The sequence below is a fragment of the Streptomyces sp. DSM 110735 genome, from assembly GCF_016482685.1.
Taxonomy (GTDB): Bacteria; Actinomycetota; Actinomycetes; order Streptomycetales; family Streptomycetaceae; genus Streptomyces.
This window is the reverse complement of the sequence record NZ_JACYHF010000009.1, coordinates 105,720-128,471: the sequence shown is the minus strand read 5'-3', so window position 1 is coordinate 128,471 and position 22,752 is coordinate 105,720. Positions and strand designations below refer to the sequence as shown.

The following is a 22,752-nucleotide window of genomic DNA, read 5'->3' as shown; positions in this document are numbered from 1 at the left end:
GAGCTCCAGGGGAGGGAAAGACGATCATGAACACGATGGCGGCGAAGAGCACCGACACGCCCTCCGGCGACCCCCGCGTCGGCTGGAGCGCCACCGACGCGCCCCCCGCGCCCACCCTCCTCCACCGGCGTGACGGCATCCTCCCCACCATCGCCGCCGCCCTCTCCGTACGCGGCGAGACCCTCACCGGGACCGCCGCCCGGGGCGACCGGCCGCCCGCGCTGCACCCGCTCGTCCAGGACTTCCTCGACACCCTCACCAGCAACCAGCGCGACCGCTTCACCGGACGCTGCGCCGAAACGATCCTCATCTCCCGGCACCTCACCGCCGTCGAGGCGACCCGCAGCAGACGCGCCGCGCGCCGACCCCTCACCAACGGCGAGGCTCGCAAAGCCCTCAAGCAGGCCAAGCTCACCGCCCGCCGCATACGCGAGGACGGCGACCCCCTCCACGGCAGCTTCGCCGCCCCCTGCCGCGCCTGCTCCGCCCTCAGCGCCCACTTCGGCGTCCGCATCGTCGACCCGGCCACCGGCGGCAACTGACACCCGCGGCCCGACCGGCCACCGGAAACCACCGCGCGCACGACGACCGCGCACACGACGACCGCACGCACGACGATCGAAGGCACATGCACCCCAACCGCACCACCGCACCCGGCACCACCACACTCGGCCAGCCACCCGCCGCCCCCCGCTTCCCCGGCGCCGCCGACAACGCCCTGCGCACCGCGGGCTGGCACCCCGGACGCTGGGACATAAAACAGGCCGAGGTCTGGGCCGACACCCTGCGCGAACACCTCTCCCCCGCAGGCCACCGCCACACCGTCTTCCCCGCCGCCGTCGAAGCCTGGGCGGAATTCGGCGGACTGCACGTCACCCCCACCGGCACCGGCCGCCAGATCGCCCCCGCCACCCTCCACCTCGACCCCCTGCACGGTCTCCACCTCGCCCGCACCCTCGGCGACCTCGGACGCGCGCTCGGCACCGAGGTCAGCCCCCTCGGCGAGGAGACCGCCACCGCCGCCCTCCTCGCCATCGACGCCGAGGGCCGCGTCTACGCCCTCGACCACAGCGGCGACTGGTACCTCGGCCCCGACATCGACCACGCCCTGGCCGCGCTGATCACGGGCACGCGTCCGGTACGGCTGACGGCGGGCTGAGCGCGGACCGCTCCCCGACAGCACCACACCACCGGGGAGCCCCTCACACCGCCGGAATCACCGCCGACACCCGGAAGCCGCCCTTCTCCGTCGGCCCCGACACGAACACGCCCCCCAGCGCCACCACGCGCTCGCGCATCCCGAGCAGACCGTTGCCGCCGGACGGCAGACCCGCCGACGCCGACGCCACCTCCGGCGGAGACTCGTTCTCCACCTGCATCGCGATCTCCGCCCGCCGATGCGCCAAGCGCACGAAGGTCCGCGCACCCGCCGCGTGCTTGTGCACGTTCGTCAGCGCCTCCTGCACCACCCGGTACGCCGTCTGCTCCACCTCCGCCGCGTACGAACGCACCTCCCCCTCCACCGACAGGGCCACCACCATCCCCGCCGCCGCGGACTGCCCCACCAGCTCCTCCAGCTCGCCCAGGCTCGGTCCGTCGAGGACCTCCTCGGCAGCCGCCCGCGACGCCGCCTCCGCGGCAGCCGCCCCCACCGCCGCCAACGGCACCGGCTCCGCGGCACGCCGCCCCGCGTTCCCCGACCGCAGCACGCCCAGCATCTCCCGCAGCTCCGTCAGCGCCTGGCGACCCATGTCCCCCACCAGCGCCGCGTTCCGCACCGCCTTCTCCGGGTCCTTGCGGGCCACCGCCTGCAACGCCGCCGCGTGCACCACCATCAGACTCACCCGGTGCGCCACCACGTCGTGCATCTCACGGGCGATCCGCGTCCGCTCCTCGCCCCGCGCCCACTCCGCCCGCTCCTCCGCCCGCTCCGCGAGCAACTGGAGCTCCCGCTCCAGGCTGTCCGCCCGCTCCCGCAGACTCTCCATCAGCCGACGGCGCGCCCCCACGTACAACCCGAGCAGCAACGGCGGCGCCGTCAGCCCCAGCGACGTCGTGACCGCCGCGAACGGCACGAACCAGTCGCCCAGCGTCAGATCACCCCGCGCCATGTCCTGGCGCACCCGCACGAACGTCACGATCATCGTGCCCACCAGCGACATGCCCGCGAGCGCGACGATGATCCGGCGCGGCAGCTCGCACGCCGCCAGCGTGTACAGCCCCACGATGCCCATCAGGAAGCCCATCTGCGCCGGGGTGATCGCGATCGCGACGAGCACGACCGCCACCGGCCACTTCCTGCGCACCAGCAGCACCGCACCGGCCAGCAGACCGAACACGATCCCCACCGACAGCGGCACACCCGCGTCCCGGGCGAACGGGATGCCCTCCGCTCCGCACTCCACCGCGGACGCCAGGGCCAGCGCACCGTCCAGCGCCGCGCCGCGCCGCCTCTCCCACCACCATGGGCCGGTCAGGGCCCTGGCGCGGTCTTCCCCCGTCGTGGTCATGCCTCCAGCCTACGGGCGGCGAGGGCGGCTTTTCCGGCGAGTTTCGCCCTCCGCCCGGATCACACACCGTAATCGAATGCCGTCGAAACCATCTGAAATCGCTCGAACTGCTGAACCCCGGCTCATCACCACCGGACCTACCCGTTCCGCCCGGACGGTATGCACATGGCACATTCACCGGGCAACGACGGACGGCACGCGGACTTCGAGGCGTTGCGGGAGCGAGCGGTCGCGCTCCGCCGCGCGGGGCTCAGCCTCCGCCAGATCCGCGACGAACTGAAAGTCTTCAACAACGACCTCCTCAACCGCCTCGTCCACGGGGAGCCGCCCCCGGACTGGACAAAACGCCCGAACGCGAAGGACGACCTGCGGGAGAGGGCACGGGAGCTGAGGCGGCAGGGGTTCACGTACGACCGGATCCAGATGGAGCTGGGCTGCTCGAAGAGCTCGATCTCACTGTGGGTACGGGACCTGCCGAAGCCGGAGCGCCGCACCCCCGAGGAGGCGTCGGCCATCGCCCGCAAGGGCTGGGAGGAACGGCTGCGCGTCCGCGACGAGGAACGCCGGCGCACCAAGGAGCAGGCCGCACGGGCCGTGGGCCCTCTGTCGGGGCGCGAGCTGTTCCTGATCGGCGTCGGGCTCTACTGGGCCGAGGGCGCCAAGGACAAGCCGTACGACCGCCGCGAGATCGTCACCTTCGTCAACAGCGACCCCGGCATGATCGAGGTCTTCCTCGCCTGGCTGGACCTGCTCGGGGTAGCGCGCGAGCAACTGCGGTTCATGGTGCTCATCCACGAGAGCGCGGACGTCCCGGCCGCCGAGCGCTACTGGGCGGATCTCGTGGGCGCCGATCCCTCCGCCTTCAACAAGACGGGACTCAAGCGCCACAACCCCAGGACGGTCCGGAAGAACACCGGCGAGGGCTACCGGGGCTGCCTCGTCATCAAAGTACTGAAAGGTGCCGACTTGTACCGTCGCATTGAGGGGTCCTGGTACGGCATAGTGGAGGCCGCGCGCGAGATCGATCAACCGAATCGGACCTAGCGCGCCATCCATCCCGGATCGTCTAAGGGCAGGACAAACGGTTTTGGTCCGTTGAATGAGGGTTCGAATCCTTCTCCGGGAGCCCACAGCACACTCATCCCACGTTCGGGTCCCGACCGGCATCCCCCCGGCGGGACCCGCTCTCATGTCCCCCGGATTTCCCCCCGGTATCCTGCGCTCGTCACCCCCCACACCCTTCATGAGCCGAAAGGCAACCCCGTGAGCGCCATTCGCCCGGCAGCCGTCGTCGTACTCGCAGCGGGTGAGGGCACCCGTATGAAGTCCGCCACACCGAAGGTGCTGCACGAGATCTGCGGTCGGTCCCTGGTCGGTCATGTGCTGGCCGCCTCCCGTGAGCTGGACCCGGAGCACCTCGTCGTCGTGGTGGGCCACGCCCGTGAGCAGGTCGCCGCGCACCTGGCGGAGATCGACCCCGGCGTCCGCACCGCCGTGCAGGAGACGCAGAACGGCACCGGTCACGCGGTGCGGATGGCGCTGGAGGAGCTGGGCGGTCCGCTGGAGGGCACCGTCGTCGTCGTGTGCGGTGACACCCCGCTGCTGACGGCGGACACGCTGCGGGACCTGGCCGGTACGCACCACGCCGACGGCAACGCGGTGACCGTGCTGACCGCCGAGGTGCCGGACGCGACCGGGTACGGCCGGATCGTGCGGGACGGGGCGACCGGCGCGGTGACGGCGATCGTGGAGCACAAGGACGCGACCGAGGAGCAGCGGGCGGTCCGGGAGATCAACAGCGGGGTGTTCGCGTTCGACGGCACGCTCCTCGCGGACGCGCTGAAGCAGGTGCGCACCGACAACAGCCAGGGCGAGGAGTACCTGACGGACGTGCTCGGCATCCTGCGGGAGGCGGGGCACCGGGTGGGCGCGTCGGTGGCCGGGGACCACCGGGAGATCGCCGGGATCAACAACCGGGTGCAGTTGGCGGAGGCGCGCCGGACGCTCAACGACCGTCTGCTGACCGCCGCGATGCTGGACGGCGTGACGGTGGTCGACCCGGCGACGACCTGGGTGGACGTGACGGTCACCTTCGGCCGGGACGCCCTGGTGCACCCGGGGACGCAGCTCACCGGCGCGACGCACGTCGGCGAGGGCGCGGAGGTCGGTCCGAACAGCCGGCTGCACGACACGCGGGTGGGCGCGGGCGCCCGGCTGGACAACACGGTGTCGGACGGCGCCCGGGTCGGGGAGGGCGCGTCGGTGGGTCCGTTCGCGTATCTGCGACCGGGGACGCGGCTCGGCGTGAAGTCCAAGATCGGGACGTACGTGGAGACGAAGAACGCGTCGATCGGTGAGGGGACGAAGGTTCCGCATCTGTCGTACGTGGGCGACGCGACGATCGGTGATTTCACGAACATCGGCGCGGCGAGCGTGTTCGTGAACTACGACGGTCAGGACAAGCACCACTCGGTGATCGGCTCGCATTGCCGGACCGGTGCGGACAACATGTTTGTGGCGCCTGTCACGGTCGGGGACGGTGCGTACACCGCCGCCGGGTCCGTGATCATCAAGGATGTGCCGCCGGGTTCGCTGGCCGTGGCGCGTGGCCAGCAGCGCAATATCGAGGGCTGGGTGGCCCGTAAGCGGCCCGGGAGCGCGGCGGCGAAGGCGGCCGGGGCGGCGTCCGGTCCGGCCGGGGACGAGGGCTGAGGCGGGCCCCGGCAGGGCTCGTCCGGACCCCTTCCGGACACGAGTGCGTCAAACACGGCGTACCGTGATAAGTGCACAACCGCACCCCCTACCAGCTAATTCGGCCCTCTCGTGCCCAGCCGAGAGGCCGCTTGGCCGAGGCTGGCCGACACACCTCTGAGGAGACAGTGCTGTGACCGGGATCAAGACGACCGGCGAGAAGAAGATGATGTTCTTCTCCGGCCGCGCCCACCCCGAGCTTGCCGAGGAGGTCGCCCGCGAACTCGGTGTGGGGGTCGTCCCGACGAAGGCTTTCGACTTCGCCAACGGTGAGATCTACGTCCGCTATCAGGAGTCGGCGCGAGGCGCGGACTGCTTCCTGATCCAGAGCCACACCGCTCCGATCAACAAGTGGATCATGGAGCAGCTCATCATGATCGACGCGCTGAAGCGCGCGTCGGCGCGCTCCATCACGGTGATCGTGCCGTTCTACGGTTACGCCCGCCAGGACAAGAAGCACCGTGGCCGTGAGCCGATCTCGGCGCGTCTGATCGCGGATCTGATGAAGACGGCGGGTGCGGACCGCATCCTGACGGTGGATCTGCACACGGACCAGATCCAGGGCTTCTTCGACGGTCCGGTGGACCACCTGTTCGCGCTGCCGCTGCTGGCGGACTACGTGGGCGACAAGGTGGACCGGAACAAGCTGACGGTGGTCTCGCCGGACGCGGGCCGGGTGCGGGTGGCGGACCGGTGGTGCGACCGGCTGGGCGCGCCGCTGGCGATCGTGCACAAGCGCCGGGACAAGGACGTGGCGAACCAGGTCACCGTCCACGAGGTCGTGGGCGAGGTCGAGGGCCGGGTGTGCGTGCTGGTCGACGACATGATCGACACGGGCGGCACGATCTGCGCGGCTGCGGACGCCCTGTTCGCGCACGGCGCGGAGGACGTGATCGTGACGGCGACGCACGGTGTGCTGTCGGGTCCGGCGGTGGACCGGCTGAAGAACTCCCGGGTGAGCGAGTTCGTGTTCACGAACACGCTGCCGACGCCGGGTGAGCTGGCGGCGGACCTGGACAAGATCAAGGTGTTGTCGATCGCCCCGACGATCGCGAACGCGGTGCGTGAGGTCTTCGAGGACGGCTCGGTGACGAGTCTCTTCGACGAGCAGTGAGGTTTCTGCTGACCCGTTCCGCGGGCTAGCCGAAGATCCTTTTGGGTGCGGCCTCCTTGCCGGGTAAACTGCTGAAGTTGCTCGGCGAGGGAGGCCGCACTCGTGTTCTCACGAGGCGGTTGTCCGTTATCGACGCGCTCTTCGTAGCAGGCCGTTCGTGGCCGGGTGACCACGTCCGTATCTACCTCTACGAGGAGTGATTCACATGTCCGAGGTGAAGATCGCCGCCGAGACCCGCACCGAGTTCGGCAAGGGTGCGGCCCGCCGCATCCGCCGTGACAGCAAGGTTCCCGGTGTCCTCTACGGCCACGGCTCCGAGCCCCTGCACCTGACCCTCCCGGGCCACGAGCTGCTGCTCGCGCTGCGTACGCCGAACGTCCTGATCGCCCTGGACATCGACGGCAAGACCAACGAGCTGGCGATCCCGAAGGCCGTCCAGCGCGACGCCATCAAGGGCTTCATCGAGCACGTCGACCTGCTGCTGGTCAAGCGCGGCGAGAAGGTCACCGTCGAGATCCCGGTCGTCGCCGAGGGCGAGCTGGCCCCGGGCGGCAACCTGCTCGAGCACGTGCTGAACGCCCTGCCGGTCGAGGCCGAGGCCACGCACATCCCCGAGTCCGTGACGGTCTCCGTCGAGGGCCTGGAGGCCGGTGCCTCGATCCACGCCAAGGACATCAAGCTGCCCTCCGGTGTCTCGCTGGCCGTCGAGGACGACGCCGTCGTCCTGCAGGTCCTGGCCGCCCAGGCCGAGGAGGCCCCCGAGGCCGAGGCCGTCGAGGGTGACGAAACCGCCGAGGCGTAAGCGCCCCGGTTCTGCCGCCGCGTCCGTGGCGGCAGCCGTTTTCGCTCCAGCCGCTGCTTCCCTTGGGGGAGCAGCGGCTGTCGCACGTGAGGAGACTGGGACGTGAGCACGTCCGAGAGTGCCCCCTGGCTGGTCGTCGGGCTCGGCAATCCGGGTCCTGAGTACGCGATGAACCGGCACAACGTCGGTTTCATGGTGGTGGATCTGCTCGCGGAGCGGATCGGCGGGAAGTTCAAGCGGGCGTCCAAGGCGCAGGCGCAGGTGCTGGAGGGGCGGATCGGTCCGGCGGGTCCGGGCAGCCGCCGGGTGATCCTGGCGAAGCCGATGTCGTTCATGAACCTGTCGGGCGGTCCGGTGAACGCGCTGCGCGACTTCTACAAGGTGCCGCTCGACCACGTCGTCGCGGTGCACGACGAGCTGGACATCGACTACGCGACGCTGCGGCTGAAGCTGGGCGGCGGCGACAACGGGCACAACGGTCTGAAGTCGATGACGAAGGCGATGGGCGCGGACTACCACCGGGTGCGGTGCGGGATCGGGCGTCCGCCGGGGCGGATGCAGGTGGCGGACTTCGTGCTGAAGGACTTCTCGTCCGCCGAGCGCAAGGAGCTGGACTGGTTCGTGGACCGGGCGGCGGACGCGGTGGAGTCGTTGGTGACGGAGGGTCTGGAGCGGGCGCAGTCGGCGTACAACTCCTGACTTGTCCGGTCTGCTCCCCACCGGAGTTGACCGGTCGTAGGGGTATGGCCAATGATCCCGGCCATGCCTGCCAGAGCCAGTTCTGTCCGCCGGGCTTCCGTGACCGCATTGGGGGTGGGGCGGGCCGTGCTGATGGGCGTGTGTGCCGCGCTGATCCTCTTCGCCGGTGCGTGGGGTTCCTGGGGCACCGCGCAGCACGTGATGCTGCCCAAGGGCCGTGAGCACGGCACGATGCGGGTGACGGACTGTTCCGGCGACCGCTGTACGGGTCCGTTCGCGCCGACGTCCGCCGGTGCGGTGCGCCGGGACCGGGTGGTGCTCGCGCGGACCGTCGCGGTGCGGGAGGGCCGGACCTACGACGTGACGGTGGAACCCGGCACGGACGTGGTGGTGCGCTCGGGTCTCTCGGGGACGCTGTTCGCGTGGCTGCCGCTGGGCGGGGCGCTGGTGCTGGCCTCGGTGGTGGTGGCGGGCGGGATGCGGCTGACGCGGACCGGCTGGGTGCTGGGGGTGCTGGGCGTGGCGCTGCTGACGGGGGCGTTCGTGACGGCGCAGTAGGTCCTTCCGGGCATGACGGTGCCCCCGGAGCCTTTCGGCTGCCGGGGGCACCGTCGTGTCGTACGCCGGGGTCAGCCGGTGTTGCGCAGGCCCGCCGCCACGCCGTTGACGGTCAGGAGCAGGGCGCGGGCGAGGAGCGGGTCGGGTTCGGCGTCCTCGGCGACCGCGTCGCGCTGGCGCTTGAGCAGGGCGACCTGGAGGTAGGAGATCGGGTCCAGGTAGGCGTCGCGGATGGCGAACGTCTGCTTGAGGACGGGCTGGGCGGCGAGGAGTTCCTTCTCGCCGGTGACGCGCAGGATCTCCGCGACGGTGAGGTCGTGCTCGGCGCGGATGGTGTCGAAGACGTGCTTCAGCTCGTCGGGCACGAGGGTGTCGACGTAGTGCTGGGCGATCCGCAGGTCCGTCTTGGCGAGGGTCATCTCGACGTTGGAGATGAAGTTGCGGAAGAAGTGCCACTGTTCGTGCATCTCGTCGAGCACGGTGTCCAGACCCGCCTCGCGCAGCGCCTTGAGCCCGGAGCCGACGCCGAACCAGCCGGGCACGATCTGCCGGGACTGGGTCCAGCCGAACACCCAGGGGATGGCGCGCAGTCCGTCGAGCGAGACACCGGAGCCGGGGCGGCGGGAGGGTCGCGAGCCCAGGTGCAGGTCGGCGAGCTGGTCGACCGGGGTGGAGGCGAGGAAGTACGTCGGCAGGTCGGGGTCCTCGACCAGCTCGCGGTAGGCGGAGTGGGCGGCGTCGGAGACGACGTCCATGGCGGCGTCCCAGCGGGCGAGCGCCTCGTCGGACTGGCGGGGCGCGGTGTGCAGGGCGGACGCCTGGAGGGTGGCGGCGACCGTCAGCTCCAGGTTCTCCCGGGCGAGGGAGGGGATCAGGTACTTGTCGGAGATGACCTCGCCCTGCTCGGTCACCTTGATCTCGCCCTCCAGGGTGCCCCAGGGCTGGGCGAGGATCGCGTCGTGCGAGGGACCGCCGCCGCGCCCCACGGTGCCGCCGCGGCCGTGGAAGAGGCGCAGGCGGACGCCGTAGCGGTGGGCGACGTCGCGCAGGCGGCGCTGGGCGCGGTGGATCTCCCACTGGCTGGTGGTGATGCCGCCGAACTTGGAGGAGTCGGAGTAGCCGAGCATGACCTCCTGGACGTCTCCGCGCAGCGCGACCAGGCGCCGGTAGGAGGGGTCGGAGAGCATGTCCTCCAGGATGGTGTCGGCGGCCTTCAGCTCGTCGGTGGTCTCCAGCAGCGGCACGATGCCGATCTTCGCCCACCCGGCGTGCAGGTCGAGCAGCCCCGCCTCGCGGGCGAGCACCGTGGCGGCGAAGACGTCGTCGGCGCCCTGGCACATCGAGATGATGTACGACTCGATGACCTCGGGTCCGAAGACCTCGAGCGCGCGCTTGACGGTCTGGAAGACACCGAGGGTCTTGGCGGCTGCCGCGTCGACGGGCGCCGGGCTCGGGGCGAGCGGGCGGCGCGAGCGCAGCTCCTTGGCGAGCAGCTTGGCGCGGTAGTCGCGGGGCATGTCGGCGTAGCGCCAGGACTCCTCGCCGAGGCGGTCGAAGAGCTGGCCGAGGGCGTGGTGGTGGGCGTCGGCGTGCTCGCGGACGTCCATGGTGGCGAGCTGGAGACCGAAGGCGGCCAGGGTGCGGATGACGCGGGCGAGGCGGCCGTCGGCGAACAGGGCGCCGCGGTGCACGCGCAGGGAGGTCTGGATGATCCGCAGGTCGTCGAGCAGCTCGGCGGTGCCGAGGTAGTCGCGCCCCTCCTGGTGGGGGGTGTTGCGGGCCAGGCGCTGCTTGGTGTTCTCCAGCTTCTGGCGGATCGCGGTGGCCTTGAGCCGGTAGGGCTCCTCGGCGTTGAGGCGCTTGTAGCGGGGGCTGATCTCCGGCAGGCGCTCCAGGTCTGCGTCGAGGGAGGTGAGGAGTTCCTCGGTGGCGCCGGTGTAGCGGATGGAGTTGGAGAGCAGTCCGCGCAGTTCGTCGATCATCTCCAGGGCGTCGTTGATGCCGTGCTCGTGCTGGAGGATGAGGACGTCCCAGGTGACCTGGGGGGTGACGTTGGGGTTGCCGTCGCGGTCGCCGCCGATCCAGGTGCCGAAGGTGAGCGGGCGGGTGTCGTCGGGCAACTGGACGCCGACGCGCTCCAGCTCGGCGGTGAGGTCCTCCAGGACGTCACCGACGGCGTGGGCGTGGAGTTCGTCCAGGTAGTAGATGGCGTTGCGTGCCTCGTCGGTGGGCTCGGGGCGCACCACGCGCAGCTCGTCGGTCTGCCAGACGAGGTCGATGTTCTCCGCCAGGCGCACGTCGTGGCGGCGGCGGTCGGAGTCGAGGACGGGGGTGTCCAGGAGTTCCGCGATGCGCCGCAGCTTGTTGAGGACGGAACGCCGGGCTGCCTCGGTGGGGTGCGCGGTGAAGACGGGTCGCACGTTGAGGTTGCGGACGGTCTCGCGGACGTGCTCGGGGTCGGCGTCCTTGAGGCGGTCGGCGGTGCGGGCGATCAGACCGCCCTCGGCGGCGCGCCGGGCGCGCAGCTCGCGGCCGCGGTGCACCTGCTCGGTGACGTTGGCCAGGTGGAAATAGGTGGAGAAGGCGCGCACGAGCTTGGCGGCGGTCTCCAGTTCGGTGCCGCGCAGCAGCTCGGCGGCGGCCTCCCCGTCCTCGCGGGTCAGGCGGCGGACCTTCTCGACCAGTTCCAGGAGTTCGGGACCCTCCTGCCGTACGAGGGTCTCGCCCAGCAGGTCGCCCAGGCGCCGGATGTCGGCGCGCAGCTCGCTGCCGGCCGTGGTGGTCTGGTCGTCGGCACTGCTCACAGGTGCGGCTCCTTGCAGTGTTGAAGCTCAACTGGGAGGGAACCCGGGGCATCCATCCATCGCGGCGCAAAACGCCGCATACGGCCTGGAACGTCCGGGAAGTAAACAGAGCGGACGGCGCTGTCCGACCGTTTCCAAGGATAGGTGTCCACCGGGACGCGCAGGGCTTGGGGCCCTTGCCGCGCCCCGACTCGCTGCCATACTTACGACGCCGTAGGTTACGGAACCGTAGGGAAGGACTCCCTTCCTTCCCGTCCGGTCCCGACTGGCCCGGCACCTGCCCCGACCCTCGACCCCACAGGGGACGCGCATGACCTCAAGTTCCGATGTGATCGACGAAGCCTCACCCGATGCCTCCCTCGCCACGCTGGGCGGCGAGAAGAAGCGCTCGATCGAGCAGATCGCCCTGCTCGTGTTCATCGTGGTGCCGTTCCTGGCCCTGGTGGCGGCCGTGCCGCTGGTCTGGGGCTGGGGAGTGAGCTGGCTCGATCTGGGCCTGCTGGCACTCTTCTACTTCATCGGCTGCCACGGCATCACCATCGGTTTCCACCGGTACTTCACCCATGGCTCGTTCAAGGCCAAGCGGCCCCTGCGGATCGCGCTGGCGATCATGGGCTCGATGGCGGTCGAGGGCCCGATCGTGCGCTGGGTGGCCGACCATCGCAGGCATCACAAGTTCTCCGACGCCGAGGGCGACCCCCACTCCCCCTGGCGCTACGGCGAGACGCTCCCGGCGCTGCTGAAGGGCCTGTGGTGGGCCCACATCGCCTGGATGTTCGACGAGGAGCAGACCCCGCAGGACAAGTTCGCTCCGGACCTGATCAAGGACCGCGCCATCCGGACGATCTCCCGGCAGTTCGTGATGTGGACCGCGATCTCGCTGGCGCTGCCGCCGCTGATCGGCGGGCTGGTCACGATGTCCTGGTGGGGTGCCTTCACCGGGTTCTTCTGGGGTTCACTCATCCGGGTGGCGCTGCTGCACCACGTGACCTGGTCCATCAACTCGATCTGCCACGCGGTGGGCAAGCGGCCGTTCAAGTCGCGCGACCGCTCGGGCAACGTGTGGTGGCTGGCGGTCCTGTCCTGCGGCGAGTCCTGGCACAACCTGCACCACGCGGACCCGACGGCGGCGCGGCACGGTGTGGAGCGCGGCCAGATCGACTCCTCGGCGCGGATCATCCGCTGGTGCGAGCAGCTCGGCTGGGCGTACGACGTGCGCTGGCCGTCACGCTCGCGTATCGATTCGCGCCGCAGCGACGGTGCGGACTCCTCCCGGAGCGGGAAGGCCGGCGCCGAGGCGGCATGATTGACGGCGTGGCGACCGACTCCAGCAGCATCCAGGGCAACGACAAGCAGCGGCGGACGCGCCGGACCCGTATGACCGGTGCCGAGCGCCGCCAGCAGTTGCTGGAGATCGGTCGCACCCTCTTCGCGGCGAAGGGCTTCGAGGGCACGTCGGTGGAGGAGATCGCGGCGAAGGCCGGGGTGTCCAAGCCGGTGGTGTACGAGCACTTCGGCGGCAAGGAGGGGCTGTACGCGGTGGTGGTCGACCGCGAGATGCGGCGGCTGCTCGACATGGTGACCGGCTCGCTGACGGCGGGGCATCCCCGCGAGCTGTGCGAGCAGGCTGCCTTCGCGCTCCTGGACTACATCGAGGAGTACACGGACGGGTTCCGCATCCTGGTGCGCGACTCGCCCATCCCGCAGTCCACGGGCACCTTCGCCTCGCTGATCTCGGACATCGCGACCCAGGTGGAGGACATCCTGGGCCGCGAGTTCAAGAGCCGCGGCTTCGACTCCAAGCTGGCACCGCTGTACGCGCAGGCGCTGGTCGGGATGGTCGCGCTGACCGGGCAGTGGTGGCTGGACGTGCGCCGCCCGAAGAAGGCGGAGGTCGCGGCGCATCTGGTGAACCTCGCGTGGCACGGGCTCGACGGTCTTGAGCAGAAGCCGCGGCTGATAGGGCACCGCAAGAACTAGCGCCGCTTCTCCTGCGGCACCGCGGGCTCGGTCGGCTCCAGGAACTCCAGGCGGTTGCCGACCGGGTCCTCGGCGTAGCAGCGGCGGTGACCGGGGAGGTTGTCGTCCCAGGTCACGGGGGTGCCGTGGGCGGTGATCCGGGCGGCGTACGCCTCGATGTCCCGGACCCGCAGCCCCGGGTGAGCCTTGCGGGCGGGGCGGAAGTCGTCCTCGACGCCCAGGTGGAGCCGCACCTGACCCGCCTGGAACCAGCAGCCGCCGCGCGCGGCGAGCACCGGGGGCTTGGGGATCTCGGTCATGCCGAGGGCGCCGGTGTAGAAGGCGCGCAGCGCGTCCTCGCTCCCCGCGGGGGCGGCGAGCTGGACATGGTCGACGGCGACGAGCACGGCTCAGACCTCCCGGACGGCGACGGCGAAGAGACGGCGGAACGGCAGCACGGTCCCGTACGACGCGCTCGGGTAGGCGGTGCGCAGCAGGTCGCGGTACTCGGCGAGGAAGGCGTCCCGCGCCTCGGGGTCGTCGCCGAGCGCGGTCAGGGCGGGGCGCAGTCCGGTGCCCTTGACCCAGTCGAGCACCGGGTCCTCGCCGGTCAGGACGTGCTGGTACGTCGTCTGCCACACGTCGGTGGCGAGACCGAGGCGGGCGAGGCGGTCGAGGTAGACGCCGGGGGTGTGCACGGAGTCCGGGCGGCGCAGGACACCGGCGAGGCGGGACTTCCAGCGCGGGGTGTCCGCGAGGTCCCGCATGAGGGCGTGCAGCGGGGCGTCGGTGTTGTCGGGGACCTGGAAGGCGAAGGTGCCGCCGGGGTTCAGGGCGGCGGTCCAGTCGGGGAAGCGGTCGAGGTGGCCCGGCACCCACTGGAGGGTGGCGTTGGAGACGAGCACGTCGCAGGGCTCGTCCGGGGTCCAGGTGCGGGCGTCGGCGGGGGCGAAGTCCAGACGGCCGCCGCCTTCGGTGGGACCCTCGTGCTCGGTGTGGGCGCGGTCCAGCATCTCGGGCGAGTTGTCGTAGCCGGTGATGTGCGCGGTGGGCCAGCGGGCGGCGAGCAGGGCGGTGGCGTTGCCGGGTCCGCAGCCGAGGTCGGCGACGCGCGGGCGGGTGCCCGGCGGGTCGGGGACGCGGGCGAGGAGGTCGGTGAAGGGGCGCAGGCGGTGACCGGCGTGGCGGAGGTACTGGGCGGGGTTCCACTGCGGCGTCGTCATGGGGTCCAGCGTGGCGCGGTCGATATCTCGATGTCAAGACACTTGACATCAAGAGACTTCACGTCGACACAACCACTACACTGATCTCCATGGAGGACGAGGTCGATCGGCTGGTCGCTGCGTGGCGCCGGGAGCGCCCGGACCTCGACGTGGAGCCGCTGGAAGTACTGAGCCGGGTGAGCAGGCTGGCCCGGCACCTGGACCGCGCGCGTCGGCTCGCCTTCGCCGAGCACCAACTGGAGCCCTGGGAGTTCGACGTGCTGACCGCGCTCAGGCGCGCCGGGACGCCGTACCAGCTCTCCCCCGGCCAGTTGCTCACCCAGACGCTGGTCACCTCGGGCACGATGACCAACCGGATCGACCGGCTCGCCAAGAAGGGTCTGGTCGAGCGGCTGCCCGACCCGAGCGACCGGCGGGGCGTGCTGGTGCGGCTGACCGACACCGGGCGCGACCGGGCGGACGAGGCGCTGGCGGGGCTGCTGGCGCAGGAGCGGGCGATCCTGGGCGAGCTGTCCACCGCGCAGCGCTCCGAACTGGCGGGACTGCTACGCCAGTTGACCGCCCCGTTCGACAACGTCCCCGGCTAGGTCCACCGGTCCCACCCCGGCCCGGCGCGCGAGCGCGACGGCGGCGAGCGTGGAGTGGACGCCGAGTTTGCCCAGCACGTTCTGCATATGGGTGCGCACGGTGTGCGGGGAGAGGAACAGCCGCTCCGCGACCGCCTTGCGGCCGAGCCCGGCGACCATGCAGCGCAGCACCTCCCGCTCGCGCGGGGTCAGCGACTCCACCAGGCGTTCGCTCTCGCTGCGGTGCTTGCGGGCGGCGGTGATCTCCTTGAGGACGCCGGTGAGCAGGGCGGGCGGCAGATGCGTCTCGTCGCGCAGGACACCCCGGATGACGGTGAGCAGCCGGGACAGCGAACAGTCCTTGGCGACCCAGCCGCAGGCGCCCGCCTGGAGCGCGAGGGCTGCCCGGCGGGGCTCGTCCTTCTCGGCGAGGACCACGCAGCGCACGCCCGGCTGGGCGGTGCGCACCCCGGCGACCAGGGAGATCCCGTCCACCGGACCCTCGGCGTCGCCCAGTTGCACGGGGATGGCGGCGCGTCCGCCCGGCAGCACCCTGCCCAGATCGGCGTCGACCAGCAGGACGTCGTACCTGCGCCCCTCCGCGGCGGCCCGCTCCAGGCAGCGCAGCGCCGCCGGACCGCTGCCCGCGGCGAACACGTCGACGTCCGGCTCCGCGGCGAGCGCGGCGGCGAGCGACTCGGCGAAGATGCGGTGATCGTCGACGACCAGGACTCGGATGCGAACCACGTAACCCCCTATCCCCAGGCTCCGCGTGGGAGCGGGGGAGACCCCAGGCTGGGAGAACGACGACGGCTCGCGGTCACGGCACCCGCGAAGGGGCCCGACCGCGCGGCCCCAGCCGTCGCGGACAGTGCTACCCCCCTCGCGGGTGCCGTACCCGCCTGTCTCGCCCCCTGAATCGGCACCGGCCCCCACCGGCACCGCTTCTCAGCGTACGGGCGGGGACCTTCGGGGGCGGGCGAATTGGCGGAACTGACCGGGCTGCGCGTTTATGGTGTGCCGCATGTTTCGTATCGAGACGGAAGTCGACAAGGACCGACGTGCTCTGCTGCGGGCGCGGCTACGGGACACCAACACGGCGGCCTCCCCCGTCCTCGCCGCCCTGCGCGGCACCCCCGAGGCGCGGGAAACCCCGCTCCACGTCTGGGCGTTGGACGACGCGGGCGCCCTCTCCGGCGGCCTGGTCGCCCACACCTGGGCCGGCTGGCTCCACATCACCCACCTCTGGGTCGACACCGCCCACCGGGGCACCGGCCTGGGCACCCGCCTCCTCACCGACGCCGAGAACCTCGCCCGCACCACCCGCGCCTGCACCCACGCCCGCCTGGAGACCTGGGACTTCCAGGCCCCCGCCTTCTACCGCAAACAGGGCTACGAGATCGTCTGCGAGATCCCGGACTATCCCCCGGGGGTCACGGAGTACACGCTGACGAAGAAGCTGGGGTGACCGCAGCGCTCAGAGCACGCGGCGGGCTCCCGGCGACGGCACCGCTTCGAAGACGCGGGGGGTCGTGTACCCGGCGTTCGTGAAGGACTCCTCGATCGCCTTGGTGATGGTGTCCACCGAGGTCGCTTCCACCAGGGCGATGGCGGAGCCGCCGAAGCCGCCGCCGGTCATGCGGGCGCCGAGGGCTCCGGCTGACAGGGACGTGTCGACGGCGAGGTCCAGTTCCGGGCAGGAGATGCGGAAGTCGTCGCGGAGGGAGGCGTGGCCCTCGGTGAGGAGGGGGCCGATGTCGCGGACGTTGCCCGACTGAAGCACGGCCACCACCCGTTCCACCCGGTGGTCCTCCGTGACGACGTGGCGGACCAGGCGGCGGACCTCGTCCTCGTCGCCGAGGTCCGCGAGGGACTTGTCGAGGTCCTCGTACGGCACGTCCCGCAGCGCGTCCACGCCCAGCAGTGCCGCGCCCTTCTCGCAGCCCGCGCGGCGCTTGCCGTACTCGCCGCTGCTGTGGGCGTGCTTGACCTGGGTGTCGACGACCAGGAGGCGCAGGTCCTCGGCGGCGAGGTCGAAGGGGATCTGGCGCTGGGAGAGGTCGCGGGTGTCGAGGAAGAGGGCGTGGCCCTCCTCGCAGCAGGCGGAGGCGGTCTGGTCCATGATGCCGGTGGGGGCGCCGACGTAGACGTTCTCGGCGCGCTGGCACAGGCGGGCCAACCGCCAGCGGGGCAGCCCGAGTTCGTGGAGGTCGTTCAGGGCGAGGGCGACGACGATCTCCAGTGCCGCCGAGGAGGACAGACCCGCGCCGGTCGGCACCGTGGAGGACAGGTGGATGTCCGCGCCGGTCAGCGCACAGCCCGCCTCGCGCAGCGCCCAGACGACGCCCGCCGGGTACGCCGTCCAGTCCGTGTCGGAGCCCGGCTCCAGCGCGGACAGCTCCAGCTCCACGGGGTCGCCCCCGATGTCCGCCGAGTGCAGGCGCAGCACCCCGTCGGTGCGGCGCGAGACCGCCGCCGTCACCTGGTGGGGAAGTGCGAACGGCATCACGAAGCCGTCGTTGTAGTCGGTGTGTTCGCCGATCAGGTTGACCCGGCCCGGCGCCGCCCACACCCCCTCCGGCTCGGCTCCGTACAGCTCGGCGAAGCGTTCCCGGACCGACTCTGCGCCCACTATTGCTCCTTGTGCGTCCGACGCGCGAACTGCCAGGCGTCCGCGATGATCCCGGCGAGGTCCGCGCGGGAAGGGTTCCAGCCCAGTGTGGCGCGTGCCGTCTCGGCGGACGCCACCAGGACCGCCGGATCGCCCGCCCGGCGCGGGGCGGTGATCTCGGGGACCGGGTGCCCGGTGACCTCGCGGACGGTCTCGACGACCTCGCGGACGGAGAAGCCGTTGCCGTTGCCGAGGTTGCAGATCAGGTGCTCGCCGGTCTTGGCGGCGTCGAGGGCGAGGAGGTGTGCCTCGGCGAGGTCGGCGACGTGGATGTAGTCGCGCACGCAGGTGCCGTCGGGGGTCGGGTAGTCGTCGCCGTAGACGGAGATGGCGTCGCGGCGTCCCTGGGCGACCTGGAGGACGAGCGGGATGAGGTGGGACTCGGGGTCGTGCCGCTCGCCGTAACTGCCGTACGCGCCCGCCACATTGAAGTAGCGCAACGAGACCGCCGCCAGTCCGTGCGCCGCCGCCTCGCCGGTGATCATGTGGTCGACGGCGAGCTTGGAGGCGCCGTAGGGGTTGGTGGGCTTCGTCGGGGCGGACTCCCGGATCGGGACCTCCTCCGGCTCGCCGTAGGTCGCGGCGGTGGAGGAGAAGACCAGGCGGCGCACGCCCGCCTCGCGCATCGCGGCGAGCAGCGCCATGGTGCCGCCGACGTTGTTCTCCCAGTACTTCTCGGGCTTCACGACCGACTCGCCGACCTGCGAGAACGCGGCGAAGTGCAGCACGCCGTCGTAGGAGGCGTCGAGCCACTTGGCGGCGTCGCGGATGTCGCCCTCGACGAAGGTCGCCCCCTCGGGGACGCCCGCGCGGAAGCCGGTGGAGAGGTTGTCGAGGACGGTGACCTCGTGCCCCGCCTCCAGCAGATGCTGGGCCACCACGCTGCCGACGTAACCCGCGCCACCCGTCACCAGGTACTTCATGAACTCGCTACCTCTCGCAGTCGCTCGGCCGCGCGCTCCGGCGGCACGTCGTTGATGAATACGTTCATGCCGGACTCGGAACCCGCGAGAAACTTCAGCTTGCCGGAAGTGCGTCGGATGGTGAAAAGCTCCAGGTGCAGCGCGAAGTCCTCGCGCTGCGCGCCGGGGACACCCGTGTCGCCGAACGGCGCCTGGTGCCAGGCGGCGATGTACGGCGTCGGAGACTCGCTCGGAGTCCCGCCCACAGCGCTTCCCTCTCCCTCCCGCTCGAAGATCCGGTCGAAGCGCCTCAAGAGTTCCAGATAGACCTGGGGAAACTCTGTGCGCGCGTCCTCGTCGAGCGCGAGCAGATCGGGCACCCGGCGCTTGGGGTACAGGTGGACCTCGTACGGCCAGTGCGCGGCGTACGGCACGAACGCCGCCCAGTGTTCACTCTCCAGGACGACCCGCTCACCGGCGAGTTCCCGCGCGAGGACGGCGTCGAAGAGGTTCTCCCCGCCGCTCTGCTCCTTGTGCGCGGCGACCGAGCGGAGCATCAGCGCGGTGCGGGGTGTGGTGAACGGGTAGGCGTAGATCTGCCCGTGGGGATGGCCGAGGGTCACACCGATCTCGGCGCCCCGGTTCTCGAAGCAGAACACCTGCTTCACCGCGGGGAGTTGGGACAGCTCGGCGGTGCGGTCGGTCCATGCGTCGAGGACCAGCCGGGCCTGCTCCTCGGTGAGGTCGGCGAAGGACGCGTCGTGGTCGGAGGTGAAGCAGACGACCTCGCAGCGCCCCGAGTCCCCGGCGAGGGAAGGGAAGCGGTTCTCGAAGACCACGACGTCGTAGGAGGAGTCGGGGATCTCGCTCAGCCGCTCGCCCCGGCTCGGGCACAGCGGGCACTCGTCGGCCGGGGGGTGGTAGGTGCGGCCCTGGCGGTGGGAGGCGATGGCGACCGAGTCGCCGAGCAGCGGGTCGCGGCGGATCTCGGAGCGGGTGACGGTGGGCTCAAGGGGGCGCCGGTCCACCGCGTCGCGCACCGCGCTGTCGCGCAGGTCGTAGTAGATCAGCTCACGCCCGTCGGCCAGTTGCGTCGGGGTCTTCTTCACGCCGGACTCCTTGATCGACCACCCCGCGGGGCGCCCACACCCAATCACTCAACACAAACAAACATAACAAACCACAACTCGACAACGGGTCGCACGATCACAATCAAACAAAGAACACCAACAGAACTGTTCAAATACTGAAGGCCGCGGCGTAGGTTCCGCTCTGGATCAGTTCGCGCAACGAAGCGAGTTCTCATGCAGACGTCCCCGACCGGCCCCGCGCCCCTGGCGGCGGGCCCCACCTATCTGGCCGCGGAGCTACGGCTCCCCACCAACTGGCTCGATTACACGATCCTGGCCATCTACTTCGTCGTCGTCCTCGGCATCGGCTTCGCCGCCCGCCGCTCGGTGAAGACCAGCCTGGACTTCTTCCTCTCCGGACGCTCGCTGCCCGCCTGGATCACCGGTCTCGCCTTCATCTCGGCGAACCTGGCGGCCACCGAGATCCTGGGCATGGCGGCCAACAGCGCGCAGTACGGCGCGTACACCGTGCACTGGTACTGGATCGGCGCCATCCCCGCGATGGTCTTCCTGGGCCTCGTGATGATGCCCTTCTACTACGGCAGCAAGGTCCGCTCGGTCCCCGAGTTCCTGCTGCTGCGCTTCGACAAGGCAGCCCATCTGCTCAGCTCGATCCTGTTCGCGTTCGCGGCGATCCTGATCGCGGGCGTCAACCTGTACGCGCTGGCGATCGTGGTCGAGGCACTGCTCGGCTGGCCGCAGTGGGTGGCGATCGTGGTCGCGGGCGCCTTCGTGCTCGCGTACATCACGCTCGGCGGTCTCTCCTCGGCGATCTACAACGAGGTCCTCCAGTTCTTCGTGATCCTGGCCGCCCTCATCCCGATCACCTTCCTCGGTCTGAAGAAGGTCGGCGGCTGGGACGGTCTGACCCACAAGCTGGACGCCACGCACGGGGCGAACTTCACCACCGCGTGGGGCGGCACCGGCATCGGCAGCACCAACCCGCTCGGCGCGAACTGGCTGACCATCGTCCTCGGTCTCGGCTTCGTGCTGTCCTTCGGCTACTGGACCACCAACTTCGCCGAGGTGCAGCGCGCCCTGTCCGCGAAGAACCTCTCCGCGGGACAGCGCACCCCGCTGATCGCCGCGTACCCGAAGATCTTCATCGTCTTCCTGGTGATGATCCCGGGTCTGGTCGCCGCCGCCCTGGTCCCCAAGATCGGCACCGCCGGTTCCGGGCTCCAGTACAACGACGCGATCCCCTATCTGATGCAGGAACTGCTGCCCAACGGCGTGCTCGGCATCGCGGTCACCGGTCTGCTCGCGGCGTTCATGGCGGGCATGGCGGCCAACGTGTCGTCCTTCAACACCGTGTTCACCACCGACATCTGGGCGCGCTACGTCAAGCCCGGCCAGGAGGACGGCTACTACGTCCGCTTCGGCCGCCTGATCACCGTGATCGGTGTTGCCGCCTCCGTCGGCACGGCGTTCCTGGCGTCCTCGTTCTCGAACATCATGAGCTACCTCCAGACGCTGTTCTCCTTCTTCAACGTCCCGATGTTCGTGGTCTTCATCGTCGGCATGTTCTGGAAGCGCGCCTCGGCCAAGTCCGGCTTCTGGGGTCTGCTCGCGGGCACCGCGACCGCGATGGTCAACTACTTCGTGTTCTACAAGCAGGGCATCATCTCGATCCCCTCCGACCAGGGCGCCAACTTCGTCTCCGCCATCGCGGGCTTCGTCGCGGGCGCGGTCGTCATGGTCGCGGTGTCGCTGTTCACCAAGGCCAAGCCCGCCGAGGAACTCCAGGGTCTGGTCTACGGCACCACCTCGCCGGGCATGTCCGAGGCACCGGCCGAGGGCGACGACGCCTGGTACCGCAAGCCCGCCCTGCTCGGCTGGGGCGCCGTCGTCCTGGCCGCCGCCTGCTACATCCCGTTCTCGTTCTGATCGCGGGAGGATGAGGAAACCATGACCGAAGAATCCCCCCGCCCCGAGCACGAGACCAGCGGGCACGGCGCGACCGAGCACGACGTCCAGCGCGAGGTCACCGAGCTGGAGGGCAAGTCCGCGACCGCGGCCCGCATCTTCGACCTGCGGCGCATCATCGGCGGACTGTTCGTGGTCTACGGCATCATCGTCACGATCGCCGGGATCACCGACTCCCAGGCGGCGATCGACAAGGCCGAGGGCGTCAACATCAACCTGTGGACCGGCATCGGCATGCTGATCCTCGGCGTCTTCTTCCTGGCGTGGCTCAAGCTCCGCCCGACCCCGCCCCCGCTCCCCGCGGAGGGCGTGAGCGAGGAGGACCCGGCTCACTAGCCGGGCGTGGACCGTGCGGGGCCGGAGCTGTGCGTCACAGCTCCGGCCCCGTCGTCATGTGCGGCAGGGGTCCCGCTCTGTCCAGCAGACCGGTGCGGGCGGCGAGGGCGGCGGCTTCCAGGCGGGAGCCGACGCCGAGCTTCATCAGGACGCGCTGCACATGGGTACGGGCGGTGCTGGGCGCTATCCCCATGCCCGCCGCGATACGGCGCGTGTCTTCACCGTCCGCGACCCGGACCAGCACCTCGACCTCGCGCGGGGTGAGCAGCCGCAGCAGCCGCTGCCCCTCGTCGTCGGGCTGGGCGGCGGGGTTGAGCAGCTCCGCGAAGGCGCCCTGGAGAAGCTGGGGCGCGACGGCAGCCTCGCCCGCCCGTGCCTTCATGATGGCCCGCTCGACGCCCTCGATGCGCTCGTCGTGCCGGACGTACCCCGAGGCACCGGCCGCGAAGGCAGCCGCGATGCCGCGCGGGGACGGCACGGGTCCGAGGACCACCACGGCCACCTGCGGACGCTCCCGCTTGATCCGGACCACCGGGTCGAAGGCGCCCGGCTCGGCGGGTGCCGCCGTACCCAGCAGGCACACCTCGGGTGCCCGTGTGATCACCAGCTCGGCAGCGCCCGCCGCCGGTGCCGCCGCCGCGAGCACCCGGTGCCCGCGCAGCTTGAGCGCGGAGGCCAGCGCCTCCGCGAGCAGGCGGTGGTCGTCGACGACCATCAGCCGCACTCCCATACTGCAAACCCCCCAGTCCCCCGGTGGATGCCCCACTATGGACGCCCACCGGTCCCCGGGGACAGAGGGCC

At 70.8% G+C, this 22,752-nt stretch carries 23 protein-coding genes and 1 tRNA gene; 15 read left to right on the top strand and 9 right to left on the bottom strand.

Going from position 1 to position 22,752, the window contains the following annotated elements; all coding sequences use genetic code 11:
• Window positions 1-26 precede the first annotated feature (26 nt).
• Complete coding sequence (locus IF655_RS16655; protein ID WP_199585587.1) at window positions 27-542, top strand: YwqJ-related putative deaminase; 516 nt, start codon at window positions 27-29, stop codon at window positions 540-542.
• A gap of 86 nt (window positions 543-628) precedes the next feature.
• Window positions 629-1,159 carry an SUKH-3 domain-containing protein gene (locus IF655_RS16650; RefSeq protein WP_199585586.1) on the top strand — a complete coding sequence of 177 codons (531 nt, stop codon included), beginning with the start codon at window positions 629-631 and terminating at the stop codon, window positions 1,157-1,159.
• Between the two features lie 43 nt (window positions 1,160-1,202).
• Here IF655_RS16650 and IF655_RS16645 read toward each other — a convergent pair whose 3' ends face one another.
• The gene (locus tag IF655_RS16645) at window positions 1,203-2,510 is read right to left on the bottom strand and encodes a sensor histidine kinase (RefSeq protein WP_199585585.1); all 1,308 of its coding nucleotides are present in this window, start codon (window positions 2,508-2,510) and stop codon (window positions 1,203-1,205) included.
• A gap of 165 nt (window positions 2,511-2,675) precedes the next feature.
• Here IF655_RS16645 and IF655_RS16640 point away from each other — a divergent pair, with 165 nt between their 5' ends.
• From IF655_RS16640 to IF655_RS16610, 7 genes are all read left to right on the top strand, one after another.
• Window positions 2,676-3,554, top strand: coding sequence for a hypothetical protein (locus IF655_RS16640; RefSeq protein ID WP_199585584.1), 879 nt, complete (start codon window positions 2,676-2,678; stop codon window positions 3,552-3,554).
• Between the two features lie 11 nt (window positions 3,555-3,565).
• Window positions 3,566-3,636 (top strand) — tRNA-Gln (locus tag IF655_RS16635).
• 137 nt (window positions 3,637-3,773) lie between these two features.
• Window positions 3,774-5,222: a bifunctional UDP-N-acetylglucosamine diphosphorylase/glucosamine-1-phosphate N-acetyltransferase GlmU gene (glmU, locus tag IF655_RS16630; RefSeq protein WP_199585583.1), complete on the top strand. Its 1,449-nt coding sequence runs from the start codon at window positions 3,774-3,776 to the stop codon at window positions 5,220-5,222.
• A gap of 172 nt (window positions 5,223-5,394) precedes the next feature.
• Complete coding sequence (locus tag IF655_RS16625; RefSeq protein WP_199585582.1) at window positions 5,395-6,375, top strand: ribose-phosphate diphosphokinase; 981 nt, start codon at window positions 5,395-5,397, stop codon at window positions 6,373-6,375.
• 205 nt (window positions 6,376-6,580) lie between these two features.
• Entirely contained in the window at window positions 6,581-7,177 is a 597-nt protein-coding gene (locus IF655_RS16620) for a 50S ribosomal protein L25/general stress protein Ctc (RefSeq protein WP_199585581.1), read from the top strand.
• A 102-nt stretch (window positions 7,178-7,279) separates the two neighbouring features.
• Window positions 7,280-7,876: an aminoacyl-tRNA hydrolase gene (pth, locus tag IF655_RS16615; protein WP_199585580.1), complete on the top strand. Its 597-nt coding sequence runs from the start codon at window positions 7,280-7,282 to the stop codon at window positions 7,874-7,876.
• 63 nt (window positions 7,877-7,939) lie between these two features.
• Complete coding sequence (locus IF655_RS16610; RefSeq protein WP_242488766.1) at window positions 7,940-8,434, top strand: hypothetical protein; 495 nt, start codon at window positions 7,940-7,942, stop codon at window positions 8,432-8,434.
• A gap of 71 nt (window positions 8,435-8,505) precedes the next feature.
• Here IF655_RS16610 and ppc read toward each other — a convergent pair whose 3' ends face one another.
• Entirely contained in the window at window positions 8,506-11,238 is a 2,733-nt protein-coding gene (gene ppc, locus IF655_RS16605; RefSeq protein WP_199585578.1) for a phosphoenolpyruvate carboxylase, read from the bottom strand.
• A gap of 310 nt (window positions 11,239-11,548) precedes the next feature.
• Between ppc and IF655_RS16600 the strand changes: the two genes are divergently transcribed.
• Complete coding sequence (locus IF655_RS16600) at window positions 11,549-12,544, top strand: acyl-CoA desaturase (protein WP_199585577.1); 996 nt, start codon at window positions 11,549-11,551, stop codon at window positions 12,542-12,544.
• Window positions 12,541-13,218: a TetR/AcrR family transcriptional regulator gene (locus IF655_RS16595; protein WP_018548157.1), complete on the top strand. Its 678-nt coding sequence runs from the start codon at window positions 12,541-12,543 to the stop codon at window positions 13,216-13,218. The genes IF655_RS16600 and IF655_RS16595 overlap by 4 nt, the downstream gene beginning before the upstream one ends.
• Here the strand turns inward: IF655_RS16595 and IF655_RS16590 are convergent.
• Entirely contained in the window at window positions 13,215-13,604 is a 390-nt protein-coding gene (locus tag IF655_RS16590; RefSeq protein WP_199585576.1) for a VOC family protein, read from the bottom strand. The genes IF655_RS16595 and IF655_RS16590 overlap by 4 nt on opposite strands.
• Window positions 13,605-13,607: 3 nt before the next feature.
• Window positions 13,608-14,420 carry a trans-aconitate 2-methyltransferase gene (locus IF655_RS16585; protein ID WP_199585575.1) on the bottom strand — a complete coding sequence of 271 codons (813 nt, stop codon included), beginning with the start codon at window positions 14,418-14,420 and terminating at the stop codon, window positions 13,608-13,610.
• A gap of 89 nt (window positions 14,421-14,509) precedes the next feature.
• Between IF655_RS16585 and tamR the strand changes: the two genes are divergently transcribed.
• The gene (gene tamR, locus IF655_RS16580) at window positions 14,510-15,007 is read left to right on the top strand and encodes a MarR family transcriptional regulator TamR (RefSeq protein WP_199585574.1); all 498 of its coding nucleotides are present in this window, start codon (window positions 14,510-14,512) and stop codon (window positions 15,005-15,007) included.
• Here the strand turns inward: tamR and IF655_RS16575 are convergent.
• The gene (locus IF655_RS16575; protein WP_199585573.1) at window positions 14,966-15,733 is read right to left on the bottom strand and encodes a response regulator transcription factor; all 768 of its coding nucleotides are present in this window, start codon (window positions 15,731-15,733) and stop codon (window positions 14,966-14,968) included. The genes tamR and IF655_RS16575 overlap by 42 nt on opposite strands.
• 277 nt (window positions 15,734-16,010) lie before the next feature.
• Between IF655_RS16575 and IF655_RS16570 the strand changes: the two genes are divergently transcribed.
• Entirely contained in the window at window positions 16,011-16,454 is a 444-nt protein-coding gene (locus IF655_RS16570; protein ID WP_242488765.1) for an N-acetyltransferase, read from the top strand.
• Between the two features lie 9 nt (window positions 16,455-16,463).
• Here the strand turns inward: IF655_RS16570 and galK are convergent, their stop codons facing one another.
• Genes galK through galT form a run of 3 tightly spaced genes read right to left on the bottom strand, consistent with a single transcriptional unit; the run spans window position 16,464 to window position 19,668 of the window.
• The gene (galK, locus tag IF655_RS16565; protein ID WP_199585571.1) at window positions 16,464-17,618 is read right to left on the bottom strand and encodes a galactokinase; all 1,155 of its coding nucleotides are present in this window, start codon (window positions 17,616-17,618) and stop codon (window positions 16,464-16,466) included.
• Entirely contained in the window at window positions 17,618-18,580 is a 963-nt protein-coding gene (galE, locus tag IF655_RS16560) for a UDP-glucose 4-epimerase GalE (protein ID WP_199585570.1), read from the bottom strand. The genes galK and galE overlap by 1 nt, the downstream gene beginning before the upstream one ends.
• Window positions 18,577-19,668: a galactose-1-phosphate uridylyltransferase gene (gene galT, locus IF655_RS16555; RefSeq protein WP_199585569.1), complete on the bottom strand. Its 1,092-nt coding sequence runs from the start codon at window positions 19,666-19,668 to the stop codon at window positions 18,577-18,579. The genes galE and galT overlap by 4 nt, the downstream gene beginning before the upstream one ends.
• A 195-nt stretch (window positions 19,669-19,863) precedes the next feature.
• Here galT and IF655_RS16550 point away from each other — a divergent pair, with 195 nt between their 5' ends.
• Both IF655_RS16550 and IF655_RS16545 read left to right on the top strand, forming a co-directional pair.
• Window positions 19,864-21,576: a sodium:solute symporter family protein gene (locus IF655_RS16550; RefSeq protein WP_199585568.1), complete on the top strand. Its 1,713-nt coding sequence runs from the start codon at window positions 19,864-19,866 to the stop codon at window positions 21,574-21,576.
• A gap of 21 nt (window positions 21,577-21,597) precedes the next feature.
• Entirely contained in the window at window positions 21,598-21,951 is a 354-nt protein-coding gene (locus IF655_RS16545; protein WP_199585567.1) for a hypothetical protein, read from the top strand.
• A gap of 34 nt (window positions 21,952-21,985) precedes the next feature.
• Here the strand turns inward: IF655_RS16545 and IF655_RS16540 are convergent, their stop codons facing one another.
• Complete coding sequence (locus IF655_RS16540; RefSeq protein WP_199585566.1) at window positions 21,986-22,681, bottom strand: response regulator transcription factor; 696 nt, start codon at window positions 22,679-22,681, stop codon at window positions 21,986-21,988.
• Window positions 22,682-22,752 lie beyond the last annotated feature (71 nt).

Excerpts from the sequence above, each read along its gene's own strand:
- IF655_RS16550 (WP_199585568.1), top strand. The coding sequence starts at position 19,864 with ATGCAGACGTCCCCGACCGGCCCCGCGCCCCTGGCGGCGGGCCCCACC.
- IF655_RS16640 (WP_199585584.1), top strand. The coding sequence starts at position 2,676 with ATGGCACATTCACCGGGCAACGACGGACGGCACGCGGACTTCGAGGCG.
- IF655_RS16600 (WP_199585577.1), top strand. The coding sequence starts at position 11,549 with ATGACCTCAAGTTCCGATGTGATCGACGAAGCCTCACCCGATGCCTCC.
- IF655_RS16585 (WP_199585575.1), bottom strand. The coding sequence starts at position 14,420 with ATGACGACGCCGCAGTGGAACCCCGCCCAGTACCTCCGCCACGCCGGT.
- IF655_RS16620 (WP_199585581.1), top strand. The coding sequence starts at position 6,581 with ATGTCCGAGGTGAAGATCGCCGCCGAGACCCGCACCGAGTTCGGCAAG.
- IF655_RS16545 (WP_199585567.1), top strand. The coding sequence starts at position 21,598 with ATGACCGAAGAATCCCCCCGCCCCGAGCACGAGACCAGCGGGCACGGC.
- IF655_RS16645 (WP_199585585.1), bottom strand. The coding sequence starts at position 2,510 with ATGACCACGACGGGGGAAGACCGCGCCAGGGCCCTGACCGGCCCATGG.
- IF655_RS16655 (WP_199585587.1), top strand. The coding sequence starts at position 27 with ATGAACACGATGGCGGCGAAGAGCACCGACACGCCCTCCGGCGACCCC.
- IF655_RS16595 (WP_018548157.1), top strand. The coding sequence starts at position 12,541 with ATGATTGACGGCGTGGCGACCGACTCCAGCAGCATCCAGGGCAACGAC.
- IF655_RS16570 (WP_242488765.1), top strand. The coding sequence starts at position 16,011 with ATGTTTCGTATCGAGACGGAAGTCGACAAGGACCGACGTGCTCTGCTG.
- IF655_RS16610 (WP_242488766.1), top strand. The coding sequence starts at position 7,940 with ATGCCTGCCAGAGCCAGTTCTGTCCGCCGGGCTTCCGTGACCGCATTG.
- IF655_RS16540 (WP_199585566.1), bottom strand. The coding sequence starts at position 22,681 with ATGGGAGTGCGGCTGATGGTCGTCGACGACCACCGCCTGCTCGCGGAG.
- galE (WP_199585570.1), bottom strand. The coding sequence starts at position 18,580 with ATGAAGTACCTGGTGACGGGTGGCGCGGGTTACGTCGGCAGCGTGGTG.
- tamR (WP_199585574.1), top strand. The coding sequence starts at position 14,510 with ATGGAGGACGAGGTCGATCGGCTGGTCGCTGCGTGGCGCCGGGAGCGC.
- IF655_RS16650 (WP_199585586.1), top strand. The coding sequence starts at position 629 with ATGCACCCCAACCGCACCACCGCACCCGGCACCACCACACTCGGCCAG.